We start from the raw sequence: 21,779 nt of genomic DNA, 5'->3' as shown, positions 1-21,779 counted from the left end.
GTGGTGTTCTTCGCGGTCACTATAGTTATCTAATTTTAACGAGGTTGGCTGTGCAAAGTTTAGAAACGTTTAAACATGCAAAAGAGATTTTGGGAAATGATGTTGGCTATCAGCCAGTAGGGTACATGTTTGGTGTTACTGAAGAATATATTAAAACATTAAAAAAGAATGTAGAAAATGCAGTAAAGCAACGGGGTAAATACGAGAATTGTCTCAAAAGAAGAAGTAAAGAAAGAAATTTGGACACAGCTAGATACAGATCAGTTTGGAGCTTTCGCCTTTGAGCCTGAAGGTGGATACAGCGATCCCGTTCTTACAAATCAGGCCTATGCAGATGCGGCAAGGTCATTAGGAGTTAAAATTAAGCACTATCCAAAATAGTTGACTGCTATTTACCAAAAAAAAAGCCATCAGGTCGGATTCTTAAAGGGGACCTTTCGAATCAGGTAGAGGAATTAGTCCAACTGCTCCGTCATGAAGTGAACGTGATATAAAGGGAGGAGAAGTGATGAAAAATGTACTGGTGCTGGCTGAAACAAAAAATGGAAAACTCAGAAATGTTTCATTGAAGTATTAACCGTTGCAGGAAAAATTGCCAACGGTGGAGAAATTAATGCATGTATATTTTTGGTTGAAAATGAAGAATTAAACCGCTATATATTTGCGGATTATGGTATTGTCGGTGATTTATTTGAAGTGGTTCCACTATTAACCGAAGAATTTAAGAAAGTATTGGCTGAGAATCAAGTGGCTACAGGATAAATAAATTGAGTAGGGGCTGGTGCATTTAGTGCCAGCCCCTAAAAGGATTCAGTAGCGAATTTCAATCATGGATGGTGATCAACGTGAATTCAATGATGATGGATGGTGTTTACAAAAAAGTTACAGAAGAAATGATTGAGCTTAGACGGGATTTTCACCAATATCCCGAACTTTCTTTTAAGGAAGAGCAGACATCCAAAAAAGTGGCAGAATATTTACGGGCTTGTGGATTAAAGGTGAGAGAACAAGTAAATGGGTATGGAGTGACAGCCGATTTAATGGTGGATGAAGCAGGACCAATGATTGCCTTTCGAGCAGATATGGATGCATTGCCCATTCAAGAGGAAACGGGTTTGCCTTTTGCATCCAAAATTCCTGGGGTTATGCATGCATGTGGCCATGATGGACATACAGCCATTTTATTAGGAGTAGCTAAATTATTATCTTTTCAGAGGGAACGATTAAAAGGCAATGTCCGATTCATTTTTCAGCCTGCAGAAGAAATAAATCCCGGTGGTGCCAAAGGGATGATTCAAGAAGGTGTCTTAGAAGGAGTGGAGGCTATATTTGGATTACATTTATGGTCCGAGCTGCCTTCTGGGACATTTCGAACATGCTACGGTCCTATGATGGCTGCCGCAGATAGGTTTATCATTGAAATAGAAGGGCAAGGTGGACATGGCGGGATGCCGCATAAAACGATTGATTCAATTGTCTTAGCCTCCCATCTCGTGATGGCATCCCAGCAAATAATCAGCCGCCAAATCGATCCATTGGAAGCAGGGGTCATTACTTTTGGAAAATTTTCATCTGGTACGGCGTTTAATATTATTGCGAACAAAGCTGTTTTAGAAGGAACTGTACGCAGTTTTTTACCTGAGATAAGAGAAACACTGCATAAAAAGCTCAAAGAATTAACAACAGGTTTTGCTAACATATATGGAGCGAAAATTCATCTCGATTATCAATATGGCTATCCGCCAGTCGAAAATCACAAGAATGAAGTCGATTTCATCTTAGAAACGGCTGCAAAGGTGTTTGGACGTAACAATACAGGGATCATGAAACCGAACATGGCTGGTGAGGATTTTTCTTATTATCTTAAGGAAATTCCAGGAGCTTTTTGTTTTGTAGGTGCTCAAGTTCCAAACAAGCCTGTCTATCCCCATCACCACCCTCGATTCCAAATTGACGAAAGCGTGTTGCCTAAGGCAGCCCAATGGTTTTGCCAACTTGCGTTTGATTATTTTGATAGGAAGAAAGAAACGAGATAGGTAGTACGGACTTCCTTGCAAAAATTGTATGAAAAGCGGCCAATTATTATAGACAGTTTTGGCAATTGATCTTACTGGAGTAAGAATTTAGTATGAAATGTAAATAGGTAACGTTAAAAGGGAGGAGGGAGTTTCTTGTATCAAACGAAACTGCAAAAGAAAAAGGTAACGATACGAGATGTTTGGGATGCAAGAAAAAGAATCAATTCTATTGTAAATCGAACACCTGTCTTGTATTCTTCTATTTTGTCTGAAAAATTGGGACGTAATGTGTATTTGAAACTTGAAAACATTCATGAAATAGGTGCTTTTAAAGTAAGAGGGGCTGCCAATAAGATCCTTAGTTTAAGTGATGAAGAAAAAAGATTGGGTGTGGCTACTTTTTCAACAGGAAACCATGGCATGGCTGTAGCCTATGTGGCCCAAAAGCTCGGGATTGAGGCAGTAGTTTGTATCTCCAATCGTGTACCTAAAGCAAAGGTGGATTCATTAAAAAGGTTAGGTGCGAAAATTGAAATCGTTGGAGAAAGTCAAGATGAAGCTGGAATACGCTGTTATGAGCTTGAGAAGGAGAGAGGGTTGACCGTCATTCAGCCATTTGATGATCCATATGTCATTGCAGGGCAAGGGACGATTGGATTGGAATTATTGGAAGATCTCCCTCAACTGACAGATGTCATTGTTCCACTTTCAGGTGGCGGACTGCTCTCTGGTATTGGATTGGCATTAAAATCCAATGATCAAGCGATTCGCGTTACAGGGGTCTCAATGGAAAATTCAGCGGTCATGTATGAAAGTTTAAAAGCTGGGAAACCAGTGGAGATGGAAGAAAGTGAGACACTAGCGGATAGTTTATTAGGTGGAATCGGACTTGATAACCAATACACATTTCAGATGGTCCAAAAATATATGGACGAATGTTTACTTATTCCCGAAGAAGAGATCGGATACAGTATGGCATTTATGATGGACAAACACCGAATTATCATGGAAGGGGCAGCAGCAACAGGAATTGCCGCCGTGTTAGGTAAGAAAATTCCTCATCAAGACGGTGATGTCGCAGTGATTATTAGTGGCCAAAATGTAGATCTATCCGTACTCTCGAATTTAATCCAAAAATACTTAATCAATCGGTAAAACGAAAAAACCAGAAACCCTACTAAAAGATGGGTATCTGGTTTTCTATTAAAGTTCATTATTTTATAAATAACTCTCGAGGGAATCGAGTAATGGTTTCACAACCAGTTTCTGTTACTCTAATTGTTTCAGTGATGGCAACACCATATCCATCCAGCCACATACCAGGCATCATATGGAAGGTCAAATTTGGTTTTAAGACAGTCTTTTCACCAGGTTTGAAATAGGCCGTGTCTTCAGACCATACAGGTGGATAGCTTAAACCGACTGTGTACCCCATCCTTGATTCTTTTTCTAATCCATATTTATTGATGGTTGTTTGCCATGCTCGTTCCACCTCTTCACATGTTACCCCGGGTTTTACTGCTGCTAGTGCGGTATTAAGTCCCTCAACAACGATTTTTGTTGTTTCTAACACTTTTTCCGGAGGTTCACCAATATAAATGGTTCTTGTTAAAGGTGCGTGATATCGTTTATAACATCCGGACAATTCCATATAAACTAGCTGATTACTTTGATATTTTCCTTCAGTTGTCCACGAAAAGTGGGCACCTGCTGTCCGTTCCCCTGCAGGCATGATTGGTGATAGGGAAGGATATTCACCTCCATACACGCCTGTACCTTCGACTAAGTCATGATAAACTCCAGCCGCCACATCACGTTCCCGTACTCCAGGAATGATTTTTTCAATGGCATTATACATTGTCTTTTCCACGATTCTAGCCGCAATCTGCATGTATTCCAATTCACGGACGGATTTTTGCCCTCTTACCCAATTGACAAGTGAGGTTGCGTCAATAAAAGTGGCGTCCGGCAAACATTTTTCCAATCGATGATACCAGTGGGCCGTAAAATAATAAGCATCCATTTCTAGGCCAATTTTTTTATTATGTAACCCTTTTTCTTTCAAAAAGTCGCCTATAAAATCCATTACATGAAGGTTCTTAGGTTCCCATAAATATTTATCCGGATAAGGGATAACGTTTTCTTGTGTCATCCATGTTGTTTCGGTTGCACAGTATAAATCTTGTAATCGAACAATACATACTGGTTCTTCCAGTTCTGTTGAAATAATGACTCCTTGAGGCACATAATAGGACAATGCATCATAACCTGAAACATAATTCATATTTGCTGGATCTGTAATTAATAATACTTCCAATCCTTGTTCTTCCATACTTGCTTTAACTTTTCTCACCCGTTCTTTGTATTCTATTACATCAAACGGTAGCATCGCTATCCCTCCAACCTCATTTATTTCATAATCATACTGAACAAAACTGAGATATTCATCCTACAAATTGTAGGAATTTTGTGTCATTACATTTGTACATTTTGGAGAATTGAAAAAATTGAAATAAAAAATGGGTCAGTAATTATCGGTTATTTTACAGAATAATTTAATTTTGGTAGAATAATAGAAAAATTTTTTCCGGCGTGGGAGGCACTATGAGTTTACTAATACAGGACATTTTACAATTCGATCTCATGAAGGAAGCAAAAGTACTAGCAGGGGCAGAATTAGTGACGAAGAAGCAGGTTGAATGGGTTTCGGTCATTGAAATACCGGTCGAAAACTTTGTTCGAAAAAATGAGTTGGTCTTAACGACTGCTATTGGTTGTGGTCAGAATCTGGAGGAATTTGAAAAATTTGTACAAGAAATTATTGATTCCGAAGCCTCAGCCCTTGCTATCGCCACGGGGCGCCATATATTTGATATCCCGCGAGAAGTGATTGAAAGAGCAGAAAAGAATGATTTCATATTAATAGAAATACCATGGGAAGTTCGATTTTCAACGGTAATCGAAGAGGTCATGTTAAAGTTAAATGATCTCTATCATAAAGTCAGTAGAAAATCGGAAAAAGTACAACAAGAGCTCATAAATTTAATTTTAAAAGAAACAGAGCTTACTTGTATTGCCAACTATTTAACTGAAAAAATAGGCTATCCCGTTATCATCACAGACCAAATTGGTACGATCCAAGCGCAAAGTATAGAGGCCCCTAACCTTCTTGAAAATTGGAAGAAATATGTCGTTCAAGGGATGATCCCATCTAGAAAAAAAGTTCCAATATCTTCCCATGACCCAATGATCCAAAAAATCCAAACGATTAAAATGGATGAATATTGTATATTGCAGCTACCAGTGATTCAAGTTTCTGCAGATACACAAGACTATTTATTTGTCATTTTACCCGCCAATATTTCAACGGAATCTTTTTTAACACCTTATATCGTGAATGTTTTGGAACATGCCGCAACAACCATCGCCCTTTGGTTTTCTAGGAAAAATGCCGTGGAAGAAACAAGAGAAATCGTCCATGATTCGTTTATTAATGAATTAATTAATGGGGAATTTACATCTTGGGAGCAGGCAAATTCGAGGGCTGAAATCGTTGGTTATGATCTGTCACTTCCCTATATTTGTATTATCGGGGCACCAGAAAATTTGCGAGAGCTTTTCCAAAAAAGAAAATTGGAAGAGAAAACTTATAAACAATGGCATGAAAGTATGATTCATTACATAAAAGAAGAAATTTTCTATGCTGCCCAATCTTTAAATAAACAAATAATGATTACCTCACAAGACGATCAACTACTTATTTATCTCGAAATTTTGTTAGATAGCAAAAATGAAAGCGTTACAAATTTCTTAGATCTCGTCGATCGCCGATTACGAAACTTACTTCCAAAAGTAGTCATTTCATGGGGAATCGGCAATTATAATGAGGATATTACAGGATTTAAAGAAAGTTATCAAAATGCAAAAATCGCCTTAAATATCAGCAGAAATAAAAAAGGTATCGGAAATCGAGTCATGTATGAAAATACTCGGATTGACCGTGTTTTATTAAGTCTATATCAAAATCCGGAGATGCAAGATATTATTAAGTCAGTCATTGAGCCGCTTGTAGAATATAATGAACAACGGAATTTGGATTTAATTAATACAATAAGTACATATACGAGGTATCAAGGAAACGTGAGCCAAACAGCAAGGGCCTTGTTTTTACATAGACAATCCTTGCTTTACCGCTTAAGAAAAATTGAAGAATTAACAGGGCTGTCCCTTGTTGATCCTGACGACCTTTTTTTACTAGATTTATGTATCAAAACTTGGAAAATGGGAAATTAACTTAGTCTGAGAGTATGAAAAACGTTTTAAAGCCTGCTAAAGCCTTTTCTTTAGCAGGTTTTTTCTTTGTGTACATAAAGTCTTTTGATGAAATTGACTAGAGATGTTTTATTTCTTTCATACAGTATGTCAGATGAAAAGGCGAAGATTCATTTTTTATAATGAAAACAGATTAAAAATTCTAAAAATTAAATAAAAAGACTTAGCAAACGAAAACGAATCCGTTTATCACAAAATTTTTCCTTGCGAGGTGAACATGATGCTCCTTTTTACTGAAAAAGAATTAAGGCAATATGTAGGACTCAATGAAGAAGCTGTAAATATGGTAGAAAATGCTTTCAGTCAATTAGCAAAAAATGAAGTCGTCATGCCGCCGATCATGAGAGTGGACATTGAGGACCAAAATGGGGAAGTCGATGTAAAAACAGCCTACATACAAAAGAAAGAGATGTTTACTATAAAAATCTCATCCGGCTTTTTCAATAATTATAAGCTAGGTTTGCCAAGTGGAAACGGGATGATGATTTTAATCAGCACTCAAACAGGGATTCCAGAAGCGATTCTCTTGGATAATGGATATTTAACCGATGTCCGTACCGCAGCAGCAGGTGCAGTAGCTGCCAAATACCTTTCCAAAGAAAATATTGAGACGGTTGGTGTAATTGGTGCTGGTAGTCAGGCAAAATATCAACTTCGTGCTCTCCGTCTTGTAAGGGAGTTTAAAAAGGTACTCGTTTACAGCAGAACCTCTAATCATGCCAAAACATTTGCTATTGAAATGGCAAACGAATTGGGAGTCGAAGTCCAACCGGTGGAAACCGCGGAAGCAGTTGTTAGAAATAGCGATAGCGTCATTACCACCACTCCTGCTAAAGAACCTATTATTAAAGCTGAATGGCTACACCCTGGCCTTCATATTACGGCAATGGGGTCAGATGCGGAACATAAGCAGGAATTGGAAGCGGAAGTATTGGCAAAAGCAGACATTTTAGTATGTGACAAAATTTCTCAATGCGCCCGCTTAGGCGAACTTCAACATGCAATGGCATTAGGATTGTTAACAGAACAATATCCCATCATTGAATTAGGAGAACTGACCTCAAAGAAAGTTGTAGGTCGACAAAATGATGAGCAAATAACGGTTTGCGACTTGACTGGGACGGGCGTCCAAGATACAGCCATTGCGCTGTTTGCTTATCAAGAAATGAAAAAAAGAAATAAAGGGTTGATCATTGAAAATCGCCCTATTTTACTAAATAACTAAACAAGGAGTGTAGTAGGATGACGCAAGTAAAAATGGGAACAAAAGCAGTTTGGGCAGGAGAAAAAGAATATTTGGTGCATGGGGCAACCCAAGTTCCAGTAGTATTGAGTGTGGCTTATGGCTATGAAGATATGGATGAATGGTATGAAGTGGCAATTGGAAATAAGAAAGGCCATATCTATGGAAGAAATACGAATCCAACCGTTCAGGCATTTGAAGATAAAGTCAAAACCCTTGAGGGTGCGGAAGCCGCAACAAGTTTTTCTACAGGAATGGCAGCAATCAGCAATACTCTATCTACATTTTTAGTGCCTGGTGATCGAATTGTTTCAATTAAAGATACGTATGGCGGAACCAATAAAATTTTCACAGAATTTTTACCACGCCAAGAAGTTGAAGTTGTTTTATGTGAGACGGGCAATCACGAGGAAATTGAAAGAGAAGTAGCAAAAGGCTGCAAAATTTTATATTTGGAAACTCCAACAAACCCTACTGTAAAAATTACAGACATTGAACGAATGGCAAAGGCCGGCCATGCTGCAGGAGCTCTCGTGGTAGTTGATAACACATTTGCTACACCAATGAATCAAAATCCGCTAGCCTTAGGAGCAGATTTGGTTATTCACAGTGCAACTAAATTTTTAGGAGGCCATGCGGACGCTTTAGGCGGTGTCGTATGTGGTTCCAAAGAATTGGTAGAAAAAATTTATCATTATCGTGAAATTAATGGAGCCACAATGGATCCAATGGCCGCTTATTTAATCTTACGTGGAATGAAAACGCTTCATCTTCGTATTCGCCAGCAATGTAAAAATGCGCTTGCTTTAGCTAAGTATTTGCAAACAAAAGATATCGTAGAAGGCATTTATTATCCGGGACTTGAAACTCATCCGAACCATGAAATTGCTAAAAAACAAATGAAAAATTTTGGTGGAATGTTAAGTTTCTCTGTTAAGGGTGGAATGGATACCGTTCGTCATCTTCTTCCAAAACTGCAGTTTGTCAATCGTGCAGCGAATTTAGGTGCAGTCGAAACAACGGTAGGTCCAGCTCGTACAACAAGTCATGTAGAATGTACTCCTGAAGAACGTGCTGCAATGGGAATTCCTGAAGGTTTAATCCGTGTTTCTTGCGGTATTGAGGAAATCGAAGACATCATCGCAGATTTTGAGCAAGCATTTAAACATGCTGAGGATGCCATAAAAGTGAAATAAACTCCAGTTATTGTGTGAAGGAGGTTTAGGTCGGATGCAGGAACACAACGAACATCCTACAATCATTCAAACCAATAAAATCGCCGGAAAATTAGTTGAATGGAGGCGCAGGTTCCACGAGCATCCCGAACTCAGTTTTCAAGAGTTCGGGACCTCCCAATTTGTTGCCGAAACATTAAAAAATATTGATGGGTTAAAGGTTGAAACAGGCATTGGGGTCGAAACAAGTGTTGTTGCTACCTTAACCTCCGGAGAAGGTCCAGTCATTGCTTTACGTGCCGATATGGATGCACTTCCGATCAAAGAAGAAAACAATGTTGAATATAAATCGAAAAATGAAGGAATCATGCATGCCTGCGGCCATGATGCTCATACAGCCATTTTATTGGGAGCCGCTCATGTTTTGGCAGAAAAGTTTCAATCAGGAGAGTTAAAAGGAACAGTTAAATTCATTTTTCAACCGGCGGAGGAAAGTACAGATGAACACGGTCTTTCCGGTTCCCCTTACATGGTAAAAGCTGGAGCCTATGACCATGTAGATGCTGCTATTGCCCTCCATGTTTGTCCTTGGCTACCTGTCGGAAAGGCACAAGTGAACGATGGCTATAGCATGGCAAATGTTGATGTTTTTACTGCCAAAATTTTTGGGACAGGAGGACATGGAGCTTATCCTGAGCTTGGTACAGATCCGATATGGATGTTAGGTCTTGTTATGCAGGCTCTGAATGGAATTGTTTCCCGGAAAATTCCAGCTCTAGAGGCAGGGGTCATCAGTATTGGGCAAATACACGCTGGAACTGCCAGCAATATTATTCCAAATGAAGTATTTATTTCAGGCACGATCCGGAGCTATACCCCTGAAATGCGTGATTTATTAAGCCAAGAATTAAAAAATGCACTATCTGTTGTTGAGCCATTGGGAGGAAAGTACTCGCTCGAGGTGGAAAGAGGCGAACCTGCATTAAAGAATGCCCCAAGGATCAATAACTATTTCATTCAATCGATGGAAGAAATGTTTTCTGGTTTTCAAATCGTTAAGCGTCCATTTGGCATGGGTGGAGAAGATTTTGGATATGTAACACAAGAAATACCAGGCGCTATGTTCTTTCTTGGATGCGGTCCAAAAGATGGAATACAACGGGGTCTTCATACACCTATATTTGATATTGATGAAGACTGTCTGGCAATGGGATCGGCAATCTTGGTACAAACGGCAGTGAATTTCATTAAGAGCGAATCTCGCTCAACGAATAATAACAAGATGGAGGAACATACAAATGTCTCATAAATTAGCATTTATCGGATTCGGTGTAGTCGGACAGGGATTGGCAGAGATCTTGTTAGAGAAAAAAGAGGAATTGAAACAAAAAGAAGGTTTTGAAGCCACTGTGGTAGCCATTTCTGATTTAATGAAAGGATCGATCTATCATCCGAATGGACTTGATATAGAACTCGTATTAAAAACATTAAAAGATACCGGAAATTTAGAAAATTATCCTAAAGTCCCTGGTTTAGTGACTGGTTGGGACAGTTTTAAAACGATTAAAGAGACGAATGCTGATACAATCATTGAGGTTTCTTATACGGATGTAAAAACAGGTCAACCAGCGATTGACCATTGTAAAGCCGCATTTGAAAGTAGAAAAAATGTGGTGATGACAAATAAAGGCCCAGTGGCACTTGCTTGCAAGGAACTATCAGAACTTGCGAAAAAACATGGAGTTTATTGGGGATTTGAAGGGACGGTCATGAGTGGAACTCCTTCATTAAGAATGCCGGTAGAAGCATTGGCAGGAAATGAAATTAATGAAATTCGTGGGATTTTCAATGGAACAACCAATTACATATTAACGAAAATGGAGAAGGAAGGGATTTCTTATGAAGAGGCATTAAAAGAGGCACAACAGCTTGGATATGCCGAAGCTGATCCGACGAGTGATGTAGAAGGATATGATGCTAGATATAAAGTGGTCATTCTAGCAAACTATATCATGGGTGTTCCTCTAAAAGTAGAAGATGTACCATGTAAAGGTATTACTGACATTACACTTAAAGAGATAAAAGAAGCGAAAGACGAAGGGAAAAGATGGAAGTTATTAGCGAAAATTAAAAAAGAAAATGACCGTATCGTTGCTTCCGTAGCGCCTGAAAAAGTAGATTTAGTCGATCCTCTTGCATCGATAGACGGGGCGGTCAATGCAATCACTTATGAGTGTGATTTGCTTGGTCCAGTTACATTAAGTGGTGCAGGAGCTGGAAAAAAAGAAACAGGTTTTTCTTTATTAATAGACTTGATTCATATTAACCGTAAACAAAAACTAATTACTGTTTAATGATGAAGGGTGGGAGTTTGCATGACAGTTCAAATGAGAGGACAAAAAATGCTGCTCGGTGGCCAGTGGGTAGGACGTGACGAGGTAATAGAAGTACGCGATCCTCAAGATAATAGTCTAATTGATACTGTTCCAGCTGCTTCAAAGGATGACGCTATTTTGTGCATTGAAGAAGCAAAAGAAGGGGCAAAGATTGCTGCTTCAATACCAGTGCATGAAAGAATTCGAATCATCCAATCTGCAGCAAATTATATTGAAGAAAATAAAGAGAAATTTGCTTATATGATTTCAAGGGAAGGCAGTAAAACCATCCGGGAGGCAGAAAAGGAAACAGCAAGGTGTATTCAAACTTTACGAATTAGCGCCGAAGAAGCAAGAAGAATCCAAGGCGAAACGATTTCATTTGATCAAATGCCTGGAAGCGAGAACCGAGTTGGTTATTATTATCGTTTTCCAATTGGCATTATTGCAGCCATTACTCCTTTTAACGATCCATTAAATCTTGTTGCTCATAAGGTAGGACCTGCTATTGCTTCTGGAAACGCCATTATCGTAAAACCGGCTAGTGTGACACCTTTAAGTGCCTTGATGTTAGCAGAAGCATTTGAACAAGCTGGTCTCCCTCCAAAAGTTTTATCGGTTATTACAGGACACGGAAGTGAAATTGGTGATATTCTTGTCACCCATCCTGCCATTCGGATGATTTCTTTTACAGGTGGCGTAGAAGCTGGAGAAAACATTATTCGTAAAGCTGGTTTGAAGAAAATAAGTATGGAACTTGGTTCTAATTCTCCGGTTATTGTTTTAGATGATGCAGATTTAGAGGATGCAGTGGAATCAAGCATTTCTGGAGCTTTTTGGGCAGCAGGCCAGAATTGTTTAGGTGTACAGCGAATTTATGTGCAAGAAAAAATTTGGGACGATTTTCGGGATGCCTTTGTAACTCGAACGCAAGAATACCGCGTTGGGGACAAACAATTGAGAGAAACGGATATGGGGCCATTAATTAATGAAAAAGAAGCCAAACGAGTTGAAAAAATGGTGAATGAAGCAATCGAAAAAGGTGCCGTTTTGCTAACAGGCGGTAAACGAAACGGGGCATTTTATTCACCAACCGTTCTCACCAATGTACCAGATGAATGCAAATTAGCGAAGGAAGAAATTTTTGGGCCAGTTGTCCTACTTTATCCGATTTCCGATCTTGACGAAGCCATTCAAAAAGCAAACAGTGTAGAGTATGGTTTGCAAGCAGGCATTTTTACGAAAGATATCGATAAAGCACAGAAAGCCATATCGCAATTGGATGTTGGTGGCATTATGATTAATGACAGTAGTGACTATCGCATTGATGCAATGCCATTTGGCGGAGTGAAAAAATCAGGATTAGGAAGAGAAGGAATTAAGTTTGCGATTCAGGAAATGACAGAACCGAAGGTGGTCTGCTTCAAGCTAACCAATCAATAAATATAAAATCATTTTTCTGAATATTAAGTTTATATTGTAAATTTGTGATGGGTGGAAGGTAAGGAGGATATAGCATATGACATTTTCCACATTAGAATACAAAGAAAGAATTCGTAAAACGAAAGAACGTATGATGGAGAAAGGAATCGAAGTCCTACTCATCACAGATCCCGGCAATATTTACTACTTGTCGGGATATAATGGTTGGTCGTTTTATGTTCATCAAATGTTAATTCTGATCATTGATGAAGATCAACCAATGTGGATTGGACGAGAGATGGATGCCAATGCCGCAAAGGTTACCACTTGGATTTACCGAGATAATATTATTCCATATCCAGATGATTATGTTCATTCGGAAACGAAGCATCCAATGGATTTTGTAGCCGCTTTTCTAAAAGAGATCGGGCAAGATAACCGTTCCATTGGAGTGGAAATGGAAAACTATTATTTTACAGCCAAATGTTTGGAGCGATTAAAAAAAGCAATGCCGAATTCAGTATTTAAGGATGCCACATTGCTCGTTAACTGGGTTCGCCTTATTAAATCAGAAACAGAAATTGAATATATGAAACGTGCTGCTGTCATTGCTGAGAAGGCAATGAAGGCGGGGATTGAGATGATTAATGAGGGAGTCCGTGAATGTGATGTGGCAGCCAAAATTTTTCACACACAAATTAGCGGCACAGAAGAATTTGGAGGAGATTATCCTTCCATCGTTCCATTACTTCCATCTGGAGAAAAGACATCGACTCCTCATTTAACTTGGACAGATGAGCGATATAAAGATGGAGACGCGGTCATTTTAGAACTCGCAGGCTGTTATAAAAGGTATCATGCACCACTAGCAAGAACCGTTCAAATTGGAAAGCCTTCAGAAAAATTGAAAACCCTTGCAAGTGTGGCTGTTGAAGGGATTAATGCTTGTTTGGATATGATTGCACCCGGTATTGCATGTGAAGAAATTGAAGAGACATGGAGGAAAACGATCGCAAAAAGCGGTTTTGTGAAAGAATCCCGCCTTGGCTATTCCATGGGATTAAATTATCCGCCTGATTGGGGTGAACACACTGTCAGCATTCGAAAAGGAGATAAAACGATTTTAAAGCCAAATATGACCTTTCATCTGATTCCAGGACTGTGGCTCGATAATTACGGCTTTGAGGTCAGCGAGTCTATCAGAATTACGGAAAATGGATGTGAAACACTAGCAAGCATGCCAAGAGACTTGATTTTGAAGGAATATGTTTAGGGAAATCTATTAAGGGATGGTGCATATATGAAGAAGGCTACTTCAGCAACGGCAATTGGCAATCTGGTCGAATGGTATGAGTACGGCATTTATAGTTATACTGCTGGAATTATCGGTGCACAGTTTTTTGAACATGGGAGCAGTACAGCAGCATTACTCTATGCTTTTGCGGTTTTCGCCATTTCGTTCTTTTTCAGACCGTTGGGAGGCATGATTTTTGGTTCAATCGGTGATCGTTTCGGCCGAAAAAAGATCTTGGTAATTACCATTCTATTAATGTCCTGTTCAACAGCCATTATTGGGTTCATTCCGAATTATGAATCCATTGGTGTCACGGCTCCTATTTTATTGATTATTATGCGCATGGCTCAAGGACTGGCGGCTGGAGGGGAATATGTGGGAGCGTCCGTATTTATGAACGAGGCTGCACCCGATTCCCGCCGTGGGTTATTAACGAGTTTACTAGAAGCTGGATCCCTACTTGGGTATATTATTGGTTCTGTCTTTGTTGTAATCCTAACCGTAACATTAAGCCCAGAAGCGATGCACGAATGGGGTTGGAGGATTCCATTTATTTGTTCATTACCATTGGCATTAGTAGGAATATATGTTAGATCAAAAGTGGACGATACACCAACATTTATTAAGATGAAAAAAGAAAATGACTTGCCAGAAAAGCCGTTGCTTGAAATGTTCACTACGGCACGGAAACCGTTAGTGCTCTCATTTTTGTGTATTGCCTTTGCTAATGGTGCTTATTATACGTTGTTGACCTATTTACCTTCCTATTTTGAAACACAAGTGGGACTATCAAATCTTCACTCATTAATCGTTACCACATTGGGAATGGTTTTCATGCTAATTCTTATTCCTACTTTTGGGAAGCTGAGTGACCGATATGGGAAAAAGCCATTTCTGTTATTGTCAGCACTATTAGCGCTCATAACGGCCATTCCAATTATAGGTTTCGTTTCAAGTGGAATTAAAGAAGGTCCATTAGTTGGATATTTTGCCTTAGGAATTATTGTCTCCATATTCATTGGCGTATTCCCTTCTACACTTCCACTGCTGTTTCCGGATCGAGTAAGAAATAGTGCTTATGGTATTTCTTATAATATTTCAACTGCGATTTTTGGTGGCGGGGCACCATTTATTATTACTTCACTACAGACCGCAACGGGCAATAAACTAATGCCAGCTTTCTTCTTAATGGGAACAGCGTTAATGGCAATTACGGCTATTATTTTCCTACCTAAGACGGTGAATAAGGAAAGTATCGCAGAATTTCATTCAAATACAATGATAGAAAAAGAGAATATGATTTAGAAAATAGATGAAAAGTCCAAGAGCATCGCTTTTGGACGATTTTTTTGCCATTCAATTCCCATAAGTATGAAACTTCTCAAGTATCATCGCCGTTTAAATAAATGGCCTCTCTGAAAGTTAGTTGTTGATCTTTATCTTTCAAGCTAGATGGTAAAATTCATAATATTTGGCTTTACCAAAATCTGCCGTGAATGGACGTCTAAAAGGATGGATACAACGCTTCATGGTGTTGCAGCCATTGAAAAATATCCAACACCAAGAAAGTGTAGTAACAATGAATGATTTGATTATTAGAGGAGAATTATTACAGAATTCAGAAACTTTATGATACATTTAGGTTAACCTAAATTTGCAGTATTAACACTAATGCTTATTCAACTTATCGGCGAAAAGAAATACCTTTTAGGAGGGGTATTTATTGGAGTGGTCTATATTTTTAGCAATTTTATCGTTTGTTTTCGTCATACTTTCTCTTATCACATTTTATCAGTTATGGAATAATTTTAAGAAACTAAAAATTGGTGATAAGCTTTTAAACGAATTAGTACATGAAAGTAGGAAAAAAATGAAGTTTGCAATAACTTTTTTAGGAATTAGTTGTATTTTTAGCATAATTGGTGTTCTGGTATAAATAGGCTTAAAAAGTGGCATTGAGTTTACGACCGAAACAAGAATTTCAAAAAAGTGGCATTTGATTGTAGGATTTACAATATTCATTTGTGAATAGGTACAATTACAGTAACGGGCGGTTTAATGGGATAATATTACTAATTAGAACTTCCGGAAAAATGGAAGTTCTAATTTTTTTACTTTAATTTAGCCAAAAATAAACAAGTGAATTATTTTTCCATCATAACTGCAATTGGATATAGGTAGAAGCTGTTTTCTCTTAATTTTCACCAAAAAAGATAACTTTTATCCATTATATGACCGCCTATAGCGCTTTTTTGAAAATAATAACAATATGGATAAATGATTTTTTAAAAACTGGGTAATCTAACTTCATCAAGCAATTGGATTTATTTAACAACAAAAAGAAAGGAGATCAACATGAAACTAAAAATATTTCTTCTATCCATTGGATTCCTTTTAGCAACACCCATTTTCGCTGCTGCAAACCAGGGAGTGCCTGACAGTCAAAAGGAAAAGATGGAAAATCATTTTGATTGTGAGGGAAAACCTTGTAAACATCATGGTGAAAGACATAAAGATTGGAAAATAAAGATGGAGGAAAGGGAACAAAAGCTTCTATCTTTGGTTGATCAATATACGCCTGAGAAGAAAGCAGAGTGGCAGCAAGTATTAAAAGAGAGCAAGGGCCTTCGTGAACAATGGATGAGCCCGGAAAACGCGGAGAAACGTGAAAAATGGAGAAAAGAGAAATTTGAAAAAATGAAGCAATTAAAGAAACAATTAGAAAAAGGGAAAATCACCAAAGAGGAGTTCTTTAATAAGCTTCATGAAGGGAAGAAGACAGGTCATTGGAAAACGTATCATGATTTAAAAAATGCCGTAGAGAATAAAGATGAGAAACAAGTTCCAGTTCTTTTAAATCAGTTATTAGGTCAGTTTAAAGATCATAATCAACAATTGAAAAAAATGTTGGAAAATAATCAGGAGGTTCAACAATAGGAGGTTGCCCAAAAGTTTTTTTGGGGAAACTTTTCAGTTGTTTTCTGAAAAAGGAGCAGTGCTTTTTAAGTGCTTGCACTCCTCCATCGACTACGATTCCGCAGGTTATCTAGACTTTTTAGACTTTTCACTCATCTTATTAAATGAAAGAAAATCTCTTTGAATCGAACGAACTTTGCCAAGAATACCCTTTTCAAACTGGGGACTTGGCTTTTTTTTATGGAGTGAAACAGATGAAAGAAGGGTAAGATAGAGATGAAACTGTTAAGGGGGGATTTGTTTATGGCTAGAAAAAATTTAATGATGGCCACTTTGGCACTTGGAGCCGCTTATTTGCTCCGCAATGAGGATGCACGTAAAAAATTAAAGAATCAATTTCAAGCTTTAGCGAATAAGTCAAGACGATGAAAAACTACGGAGCTGTTCAGAAACCTTTGTTATTGAACAGCTCTGTTCATTCCTCATTTTTTTAACTCCACTTTTTCCTTGTGACCTTCTTTGATCTCTTCTTTGATCTCATTTTTAATATCATTGGTAATTCCATCAGCTGCATTTTTAAATTCACGAATGGATCTACCAAAAGCACGCCCGATTTCTGGAAGTTTATTTGGTCCAAAAATAATAAGAGCAAGCACAAGGATTAATATTAATCCGGGTACACCAATATTTGATAACATCTACACATCTCCTTTCAATGACTGAACGGACATGTCTATTATAGCTTTTTGTCACTAGGATCGCTAGACAAAACTGGTAAAGAAAAAACGGTTTTCATTTCCTAGGATTTTACCAAAATGAGAAATGTCTAAAACCACTTCTTCTTTTTAAACCAAATGAGCATGCCTAAGCCAATTAACCCCATCAAGACAAGGGAAAATGGATATCCGTACTCCCATTCCAATTCAGGCATATTGTGAAAATTCATACCAAAGATCCCTGCCACAAAAGTTAAGGGGGCGAAAATAGAAGTCATGATCGTAAGAACTTTCATGACATTATTTGTTTGGTGTGAATTAAGTGAGAGATAATTATCTCTGATATCTGCAGTAATTTCTCTATTTGACATCACCATGTCCGATAATTTTAACAAGTGATCATAAATGTCAGAGAAATACTCTTTCTTTTTAATAATACTTTTCAAATGTTGGGAGTTGAGCATTCGATATAATAGGTCACGCATTGGATGAACGGAGTGCATTAAAGTTAATAATAAATATCTGGTTTCAAATAGTTCATTTAATAAATTATCCATTCGTCTATTAAGGGTATTGTTTTCAATTTCATCAAGCTTATCCTCAATTTTGTATATGACGGGAAAATAATTGTCGACGATTTTATCTAGCAGTTCATAAAAAACATGTTGTGTTGTAATATTTTGAACATCTTTTTGCATAGCTAGTCTCGAAAATACTTCTGTAACTTCAATGGATGGATGAAGATGAAACGTAACCATAAATTTTTCACTTATAAAAAAATCTAATTCTTCTTTAATAACCTCTGATTCTCCACCACGAACCGTATGAGTAATAAAAAATGTGTAATTATCGTAATAATCAAGTTTTGGTCTTTGCAGTGTTTGATTTAAACAATCCTCGATAGCAAGGACGTGAAATCGAAATGTATTGCTTAAATGGGTTGTCTCTTCCATTGTCGGTTCATTAAAATCAACCCAAAACCATTGATAGTTTTCGATATTTATTCGGTCAATGGAATCATGTTTTTCAATTGTATTTGCTTCTGTAATCCCGATAAAGTTTATCATTGTTCAACACCTTTACCATTTGCTTTAATGTGGAAAAAATCTATGAATGTCTTGGTTTCAATGGTTTTACTGAGCACTCAGCGGGTTGGAAGGGATTTTTACAAAATCACATGCCGTAAACAAAATGTATGATTTGGACGTCTTATCGATCAAGTAGCCCCTTAAATACAGAAAATCCGCCTCCTATAAGCGGATTTTCATTTCCAACCTCTTCATTAAATGACTTTTTGTATGTTCAAATCATTTTGTTTCTCAATGGAGATCATCTCTTTGAAAAAGCTTTTTAAAATAAGCCATTTTGCGGGATATGTATAAATAAATTTTTCCATTACTTGTTCTGAATAATAGATGAAACAATCGAAAATCATTTTATCTTTTTTTAAATCATATAATAGTGCATGAGGAATGGTATAATAATCGTTTAACTGATATGGGTTTAATTTTACGCTCTGGATTTTTCGGCTGGTCATATATTGTTTGATGGAGTTTTCCTGTAATGCAATGCTTTCTTCTATTGATAGTCCATTCAACTGAATTCGATCATTGATAAAATAAATTCCCTTCATGTATCTACCACCCTTTATCCCTTATTAGTACTGTTATTGACATGGATGAAAGGAAGTATACTCATTTTTTTCCATAAAAAATTTACCCGGCATTTATGCCGGGCAATTAAACGAATATCTATATAAAAGGGGGTGGAGGTCGAAGGGTTCTTTTATGAACCTAATGATAGAATAACGGGAAAATATGACCATTTTATGAATGAAAGATGAATAGTTTAAGAATATTGGCCATCAATGTGACAAAGATATAGCTTTGATGATGTTTACAGTCTATAGTTTTGTCTGAAACCGAAATGTTTTGTAAGTGAAAAAAGGATAAAAGAGTATTGCCATTTTGGATCGATTTACATATAATAATAGTAATAAAATATTTCCTTTATAAAGGGGAGTAGCTGCTACAATAAAGTCGTCATTTCGGGAAGTTCATTCTCCGGCTTTATTGGCAACATCCAACGTTGTTAGCAAGACCTTTACTTTTACGGTAAAGGTCTTTATTGTTTATCAAGGCCTTTACCATCATGGGTAAAGGCCTTTTTGATTTTGAAAATGGTCTAGCCCAAGGAAATAGTTTTAAAAAACTATTTATAATAGGGGGAATTGGCTATGGAATTATCAATTTTGATGGAGTATGCTTGGGTTTTGGTTGTATTAGTCGTATTAGAGGGATTACTTGCTGCAGACAATGCCTTAGTTCTAGCGATCATGGTGAAACATCTTCCAGTAGAGAAAAGAAAGAAGGCATTGTTTTATGGATTAGCTGGTGCCTTTGCTTTCCGTTTTGCCTCACTATTCGCCATTTCGTATCTTGTCGATGTGTGGCAAGTTCAAGCCATTGGAGCCATCTATTTGTTATGGATGTCAGGTAACCATATTTTCCGGAAGATCGTTAAAGGAAAAGGCGAGAAAGAAAAAGTAAAAATTAAAAATAGTGGTGGGTTTTGGCGTACGGTTTTTAAGGTGGAATTAGCAGATATTGCCTTTGCTGTTGATTCGATTTTAGCAGCAGTAGCAATGGCAGTGGTCCTTCCTGATACTCCACTTCCAAACATTGGCGGACTTGATGGTGGGAAGTTTTTAGTCATCTTCGCTGGTGGGATGATCGGTTTAATCATTATGCGTTTTGCAGCCAACCTTTTTGTTACTCTATTAGAGAAGAAACCGGGAATGGAAGTTGCTGCCTTTGCGATAGTCGGCTGGGTTGGTGTCAAGCTTGCGGTTTATACTCTTTCCCATCCTTCTTTAGGAATCTTAAGTGAAGAATTTGCTCATTCTACCGCTTGGAAAGTAATCTTCTATGTGGTTTTAGCAGGGATTGCAGCAGCGAGTTGGATTTTCTCTAAGGATAAAAAATCAAAAGGAGCAAGTAAAAATACAATGGCTTCCTAAAACAAGAGAAAGAAATTTTGCACAGACTGCTTATGATAGGCAGTCTGTTTTATATTACATTCATCTTTGAAGAATGACCCAATATCATTGGGCCATATTATATTTGTTACTACTTTTTGTAAGGAAATACGCTAAAATAAAAGACAAACTTCCTTATTCGTATTAAAATAAAGATTGCTGGAATTCTATTCCTAAAATTTGTCATTTTTGGAGTGATACATATTTTTATACAAGCGATACCAAATTTACTTACACTTTTAAATTTATTTTTTGGCTTTTTGTCAGTGATGTATTCTGCCCAGGGGGATTATCGAAATGCGGCTATTCTGATTCTAATCGGTATGATGCTGGATAGTATGGATGGTCGGATCGCAAGAATGCTTCAAGTAGAAAGTGAACTGGGAAAAGAACTAGATTCACTTGCTGATATAGTTACCTTTGGAGTGGCACCAGCGATGATGGCTTATTACTCTTACTTCTCGCAATTCGGCCTTATTGGAATGGGAATGGCTGGATTGTTTCCATTGTTTGGGGCATATCGATTAGCCAGATTTAATATTAATGCCATTAAATCATCCCTCAAGTATTTTACTGGAGTTCCGATTACAGCGGGTGGCGGGCTATTGACCTTATTAACGTTATTTCAAGGAAAAATGCCTGAAATTATTTTGCCAATCGCCTTTTTTGTCATTTGTTTTTTAATGGTCAGTACATTAAAAATACCAAGTTTAAAGGAAATTCCTCTTCCGAAATATGGAATCATTGTTACTATATTTTTAGCAACAGCCATTTACTTCGTGATTAAAAAAGAACCGCAAAGATTTCCTTATTTTATTTACGTCGCCATCCCGCTTTATGTCGCCTTTATTAGTTATCAACTCGTGAAAACGAAGCGGAAACGAAACCAATAGAGAATGTATCTAAGGAATTCAAAGGCATTCATTAATGAAGTGAATGGATAAAACAGTGGTTGTTTTCAATATTTTAAATTCGAGAGAAGATAAATCGAACAATGGGGATCATCGCCATCATTAAAAAATCGAGTAGGAGGGGGTGATTAACCCCCGTCCTCTCACACCACCGTACGTACGGTTCCGTATACGGCGGTTCAATCAAGATAAATGACGCAAGAATTCATAACGTTTCTGTAGACTTTTAAGCCCTTGGTTACTCCAATAGGAGTTTCCAAGGGTTCTGTGTAATATGGGACTTTTTGAGATTCGCCAATAACCTTTACGACTGTTCCCCCATTCATAAGCTTTCCATTCA

General features: G+C 37.7%; 20 protein-coding genes and 2 pseudogenes. 17 read left to right on the top strand and 5 right to left on the bottom strand.

Features of this window, described 5'->3' with window-relative positions; all coding sequences use genetic code 11:
* Positions 1-50: 50 nt before the first annotated feature.
* The 4 genes from GZA11_RS16640 (at position 51) to eutB (ending at position 3,173) form a co-directional block, all read left to right on the top strand.
* On the top strand, positions 51-284 hold the full coding sequence (locus GZA11_RS16640) for a hypothetical protein (protein ID WP_235924883.1): 234 nt from the start codon (positions 51-53) through the stop codon (positions 282-284).
* Positions 285-627: 343 nt separating this feature from the next.
* Positions 628-762 (top strand): hypothetical protein, encoded by a 135-nt coding sequence (locus tag GZA11_RS16880; RefSeq protein ID WP_268926758.1) that lies wholly within the window; start codon positions 628-630, stop codon positions 760-762.
* A 92-nt stretch (positions 763-854) separates the two neighbouring features.
* On the top strand, positions 855-2,036 hold the full coding sequence (locus GZA11_RS06040) for a M20 metallopeptidase family protein (RefSeq protein ID WP_235924885.1): 1,182 nt from the start codon (positions 855-857) through the stop codon (positions 2,034-2,036).
* A 135-nt stretch (positions 2,037-2,171) separates the two neighbouring features.
* Positions 2,172-3,173, top strand: coding sequence for a hydroxyectoine utilization dehydratase EutB (eutB, locus tag GZA11_RS06035; protein ID WP_163183209.1), 1,002 nt, complete (start codon positions 2,172-2,174; stop codon positions 3,171-3,173).
* Positions 3,174-3,231: 58 nt separating this feature from the next.
* Here eutB and GZA11_RS06030 read toward each other — a convergent pair whose 3' ends face one another.
* Positions 3,232-4,407: a M24 family metallopeptidase gene (locus GZA11_RS06030; protein WP_163183208.1), complete on the bottom strand. Its 1,176-nt coding sequence runs from the start codon at positions 4,405-4,407 to the stop codon at positions 3,232-3,234.
* Between the two features lie 215 nt (positions 4,408-4,622).
* Between GZA11_RS06030 and GZA11_RS06025 the strand changes: the two genes are divergently transcribed.
* From GZA11_RS06025 to GZA11_RS16875, 11 genes and pseudogenes are all read left to right on the top strand, one after another.
* On the top strand, positions 4,623-6,311 hold the full coding sequence (locus GZA11_RS06025) for a PucR family transcriptional regulator (protein WP_163183207.1): 1,689 nt from the start codon (positions 4,623-4,625) through the stop codon (positions 6,309-6,311).
* Positions 6,312-6,570: 259 nt separating this feature from the next.
* Positions 6,571-7,575, top strand: coding sequence for a cyclodeaminase (locus GZA11_RS06020; protein WP_163183206.1), 1,005 nt, complete (start codon positions 6,571-6,573; stop codon positions 7,573-7,575).
* 17 nt (positions 7,576-7,592) lie between these two features.
* Complete coding sequence (locus GZA11_RS06015) at positions 7,593-8,789, top strand: cystathionine gamma-synthase family protein (RefSeq protein WP_163183205.1); 1,197 nt, start codon at positions 7,593-7,595, stop codon at positions 8,787-8,789.
* A gap of 34 nt (positions 8,790-8,823) precedes the next feature.
* Positions 8,824-10,077: a M20 metallopeptidase family protein gene (locus tag GZA11_RS06010; protein ID WP_163183204.1), complete on the top strand. Its 1,254-nt coding sequence runs from the start codon at positions 8,824-8,826 to the stop codon at positions 10,075-10,077.
* Positions 10,067-11,122, top strand: coding sequence for a homoserine dehydrogenase (locus tag GZA11_RS06005; RefSeq protein ID WP_163183203.1), 1,056 nt, complete (start codon positions 10,067-10,069; stop codon positions 11,120-11,122). Before GZA11_RS06010 ends, GZA11_RS06005 begins: the two co-directional genes overlap by 11 nt.
* A gap of 21 nt (positions 11,123-11,143) precedes the next feature.
* Entirely contained in the window at positions 11,144-12,586 is a 1,443-nt protein-coding gene (locus GZA11_RS06000) for an aldehyde dehydrogenase family protein (protein WP_163183202.1), read from the top strand.
* A gap of 76 nt (positions 12,587-12,662) precedes the next feature.
* Positions 12,663-13,838, top strand: coding sequence for a M24 family metallopeptidase (locus GZA11_RS05995; RefSeq protein WP_163183201.1), 1,176 nt, complete (start codon positions 12,663-12,665; stop codon positions 13,836-13,838).
* A gap of 27 nt (positions 13,839-13,865) precedes the next feature.
* Positions 13,866-15,164, top strand: coding sequence for an MFS transporter (locus GZA11_RS05990; RefSeq protein ID WP_163183200.1), 1,299 nt, complete (start codon positions 13,866-13,868; stop codon positions 15,162-15,164).
* Positions 15,165-15,301: 137 nt separating this feature from the next.
* Positions 15,302-15,511 (top strand): annotated as a pseudogene (locus tag GZA11_RS16635) (IS1595 family transposase); the annotation flags it as partial.
* Positions 15,512-16,214: 703 nt separating this feature from the next.
* Positions 16,215-16,796 carry a hypothetical protein gene (locus tag GZA11_RS05985; protein ID WP_163183199.1) on the top strand — a complete coding sequence of 194 codons (582 nt, stop codon included), beginning with the start codon at positions 16,215-16,217 and terminating at the stop codon, positions 16,794-16,796.
* A gap of 282 nt (positions 16,797-17,078) precedes the next feature.
* Positions 17,079-17,204, top strand: a complete 126-nt coding sequence (locus tag GZA11_RS16875) for a hypothetical protein (RefSeq protein ID WP_268926756.1) — start codon at positions 17,079-17,081, stop codon at positions 17,202-17,204.
* Positions 17,205-17,257: 53 nt separating this feature from the next.
* Here the strand turns inward: GZA11_RS16875 and tatA are convergent, their stop codons facing one another.
* From tatA to GZA11_RS05970, 3 genes are all read right to left on the bottom strand, one after another.
* Entirely contained in the window at positions 17,258-17,473 is a 216-nt protein-coding gene (gene tatA, locus GZA11_RS05980) for a twin-arginine translocase TatA/TatE family subunit (protein WP_038534878.1), read from the bottom strand.
* 128 nt (positions 17,474-17,601) lie between these two features.
* On the bottom strand, positions 17,602-18,558 hold the full coding sequence (gene corA / locus GZA11_RS05975) for a magnesium/cobalt transporter CorA (protein WP_038534880.1): 957 nt from the start codon (positions 18,556-18,558) through the stop codon (positions 17,602-17,604).
* Positions 18,559-18,773: 215 nt separating this feature from the next.
* On the bottom strand, positions 18,774-19,124 hold the full coding sequence (locus tag GZA11_RS05970) for a hypothetical protein (RefSeq protein WP_038534882.1): 351 nt from the start codon (positions 19,122-19,124) through the stop codon (positions 18,774-18,776).
* A gap of 603 nt (positions 19,125-19,727) precedes the next feature.
* Here GZA11_RS05970 and GZA11_RS05965 point away from each other — a divergent pair.
* Both GZA11_RS05965 and pssA read left to right on the top strand, forming a co-directional pair.
* On the top strand, positions 19,728-20,510 hold the full coding sequence (locus tag GZA11_RS05965; protein WP_038534884.1) for a TerC family protein: 783 nt from the start codon (positions 19,728-19,730) through the stop codon (positions 20,508-20,510).
* Between the two features lie 221 nt (positions 20,511-20,731).
* The gene (pssA, locus tag GZA11_RS05960) at positions 20,732-21,421 is read left to right on the top strand and encodes a CDP-diacylglycerol--serine O-phosphatidyltransferase (RefSeq protein ID WP_374717838.1); all 690 of its coding nucleotides are present in this window, start codon (positions 20,732-20,734) and stop codon (positions 21,419-21,421) included.
* A gap of 201 nt (positions 21,422-21,622) precedes the next feature.
* Here the strand turns inward: pssA and GZA11_RS16630 are convergent.
* Positions 21,623-21,779, bottom strand: a pseudogene (locus GZA11_RS16630) (group II intron reverse transcriptase/maturase); the annotation flags it as partial.

This window comes from Neobacillus sedimentimangrovi (assembly GCF_010614825.1).
Taxonomy (GTDB): Bacteria; Bacillota; Bacilli; order Bacillales; family Cytobacillaceae; genus Neobacillus; species Neobacillus thermocopriae.
Note: the sequence above shows the minus strand (reverse complement) of the source record. Positions and strands in the feature narration are given on the sequence as shown.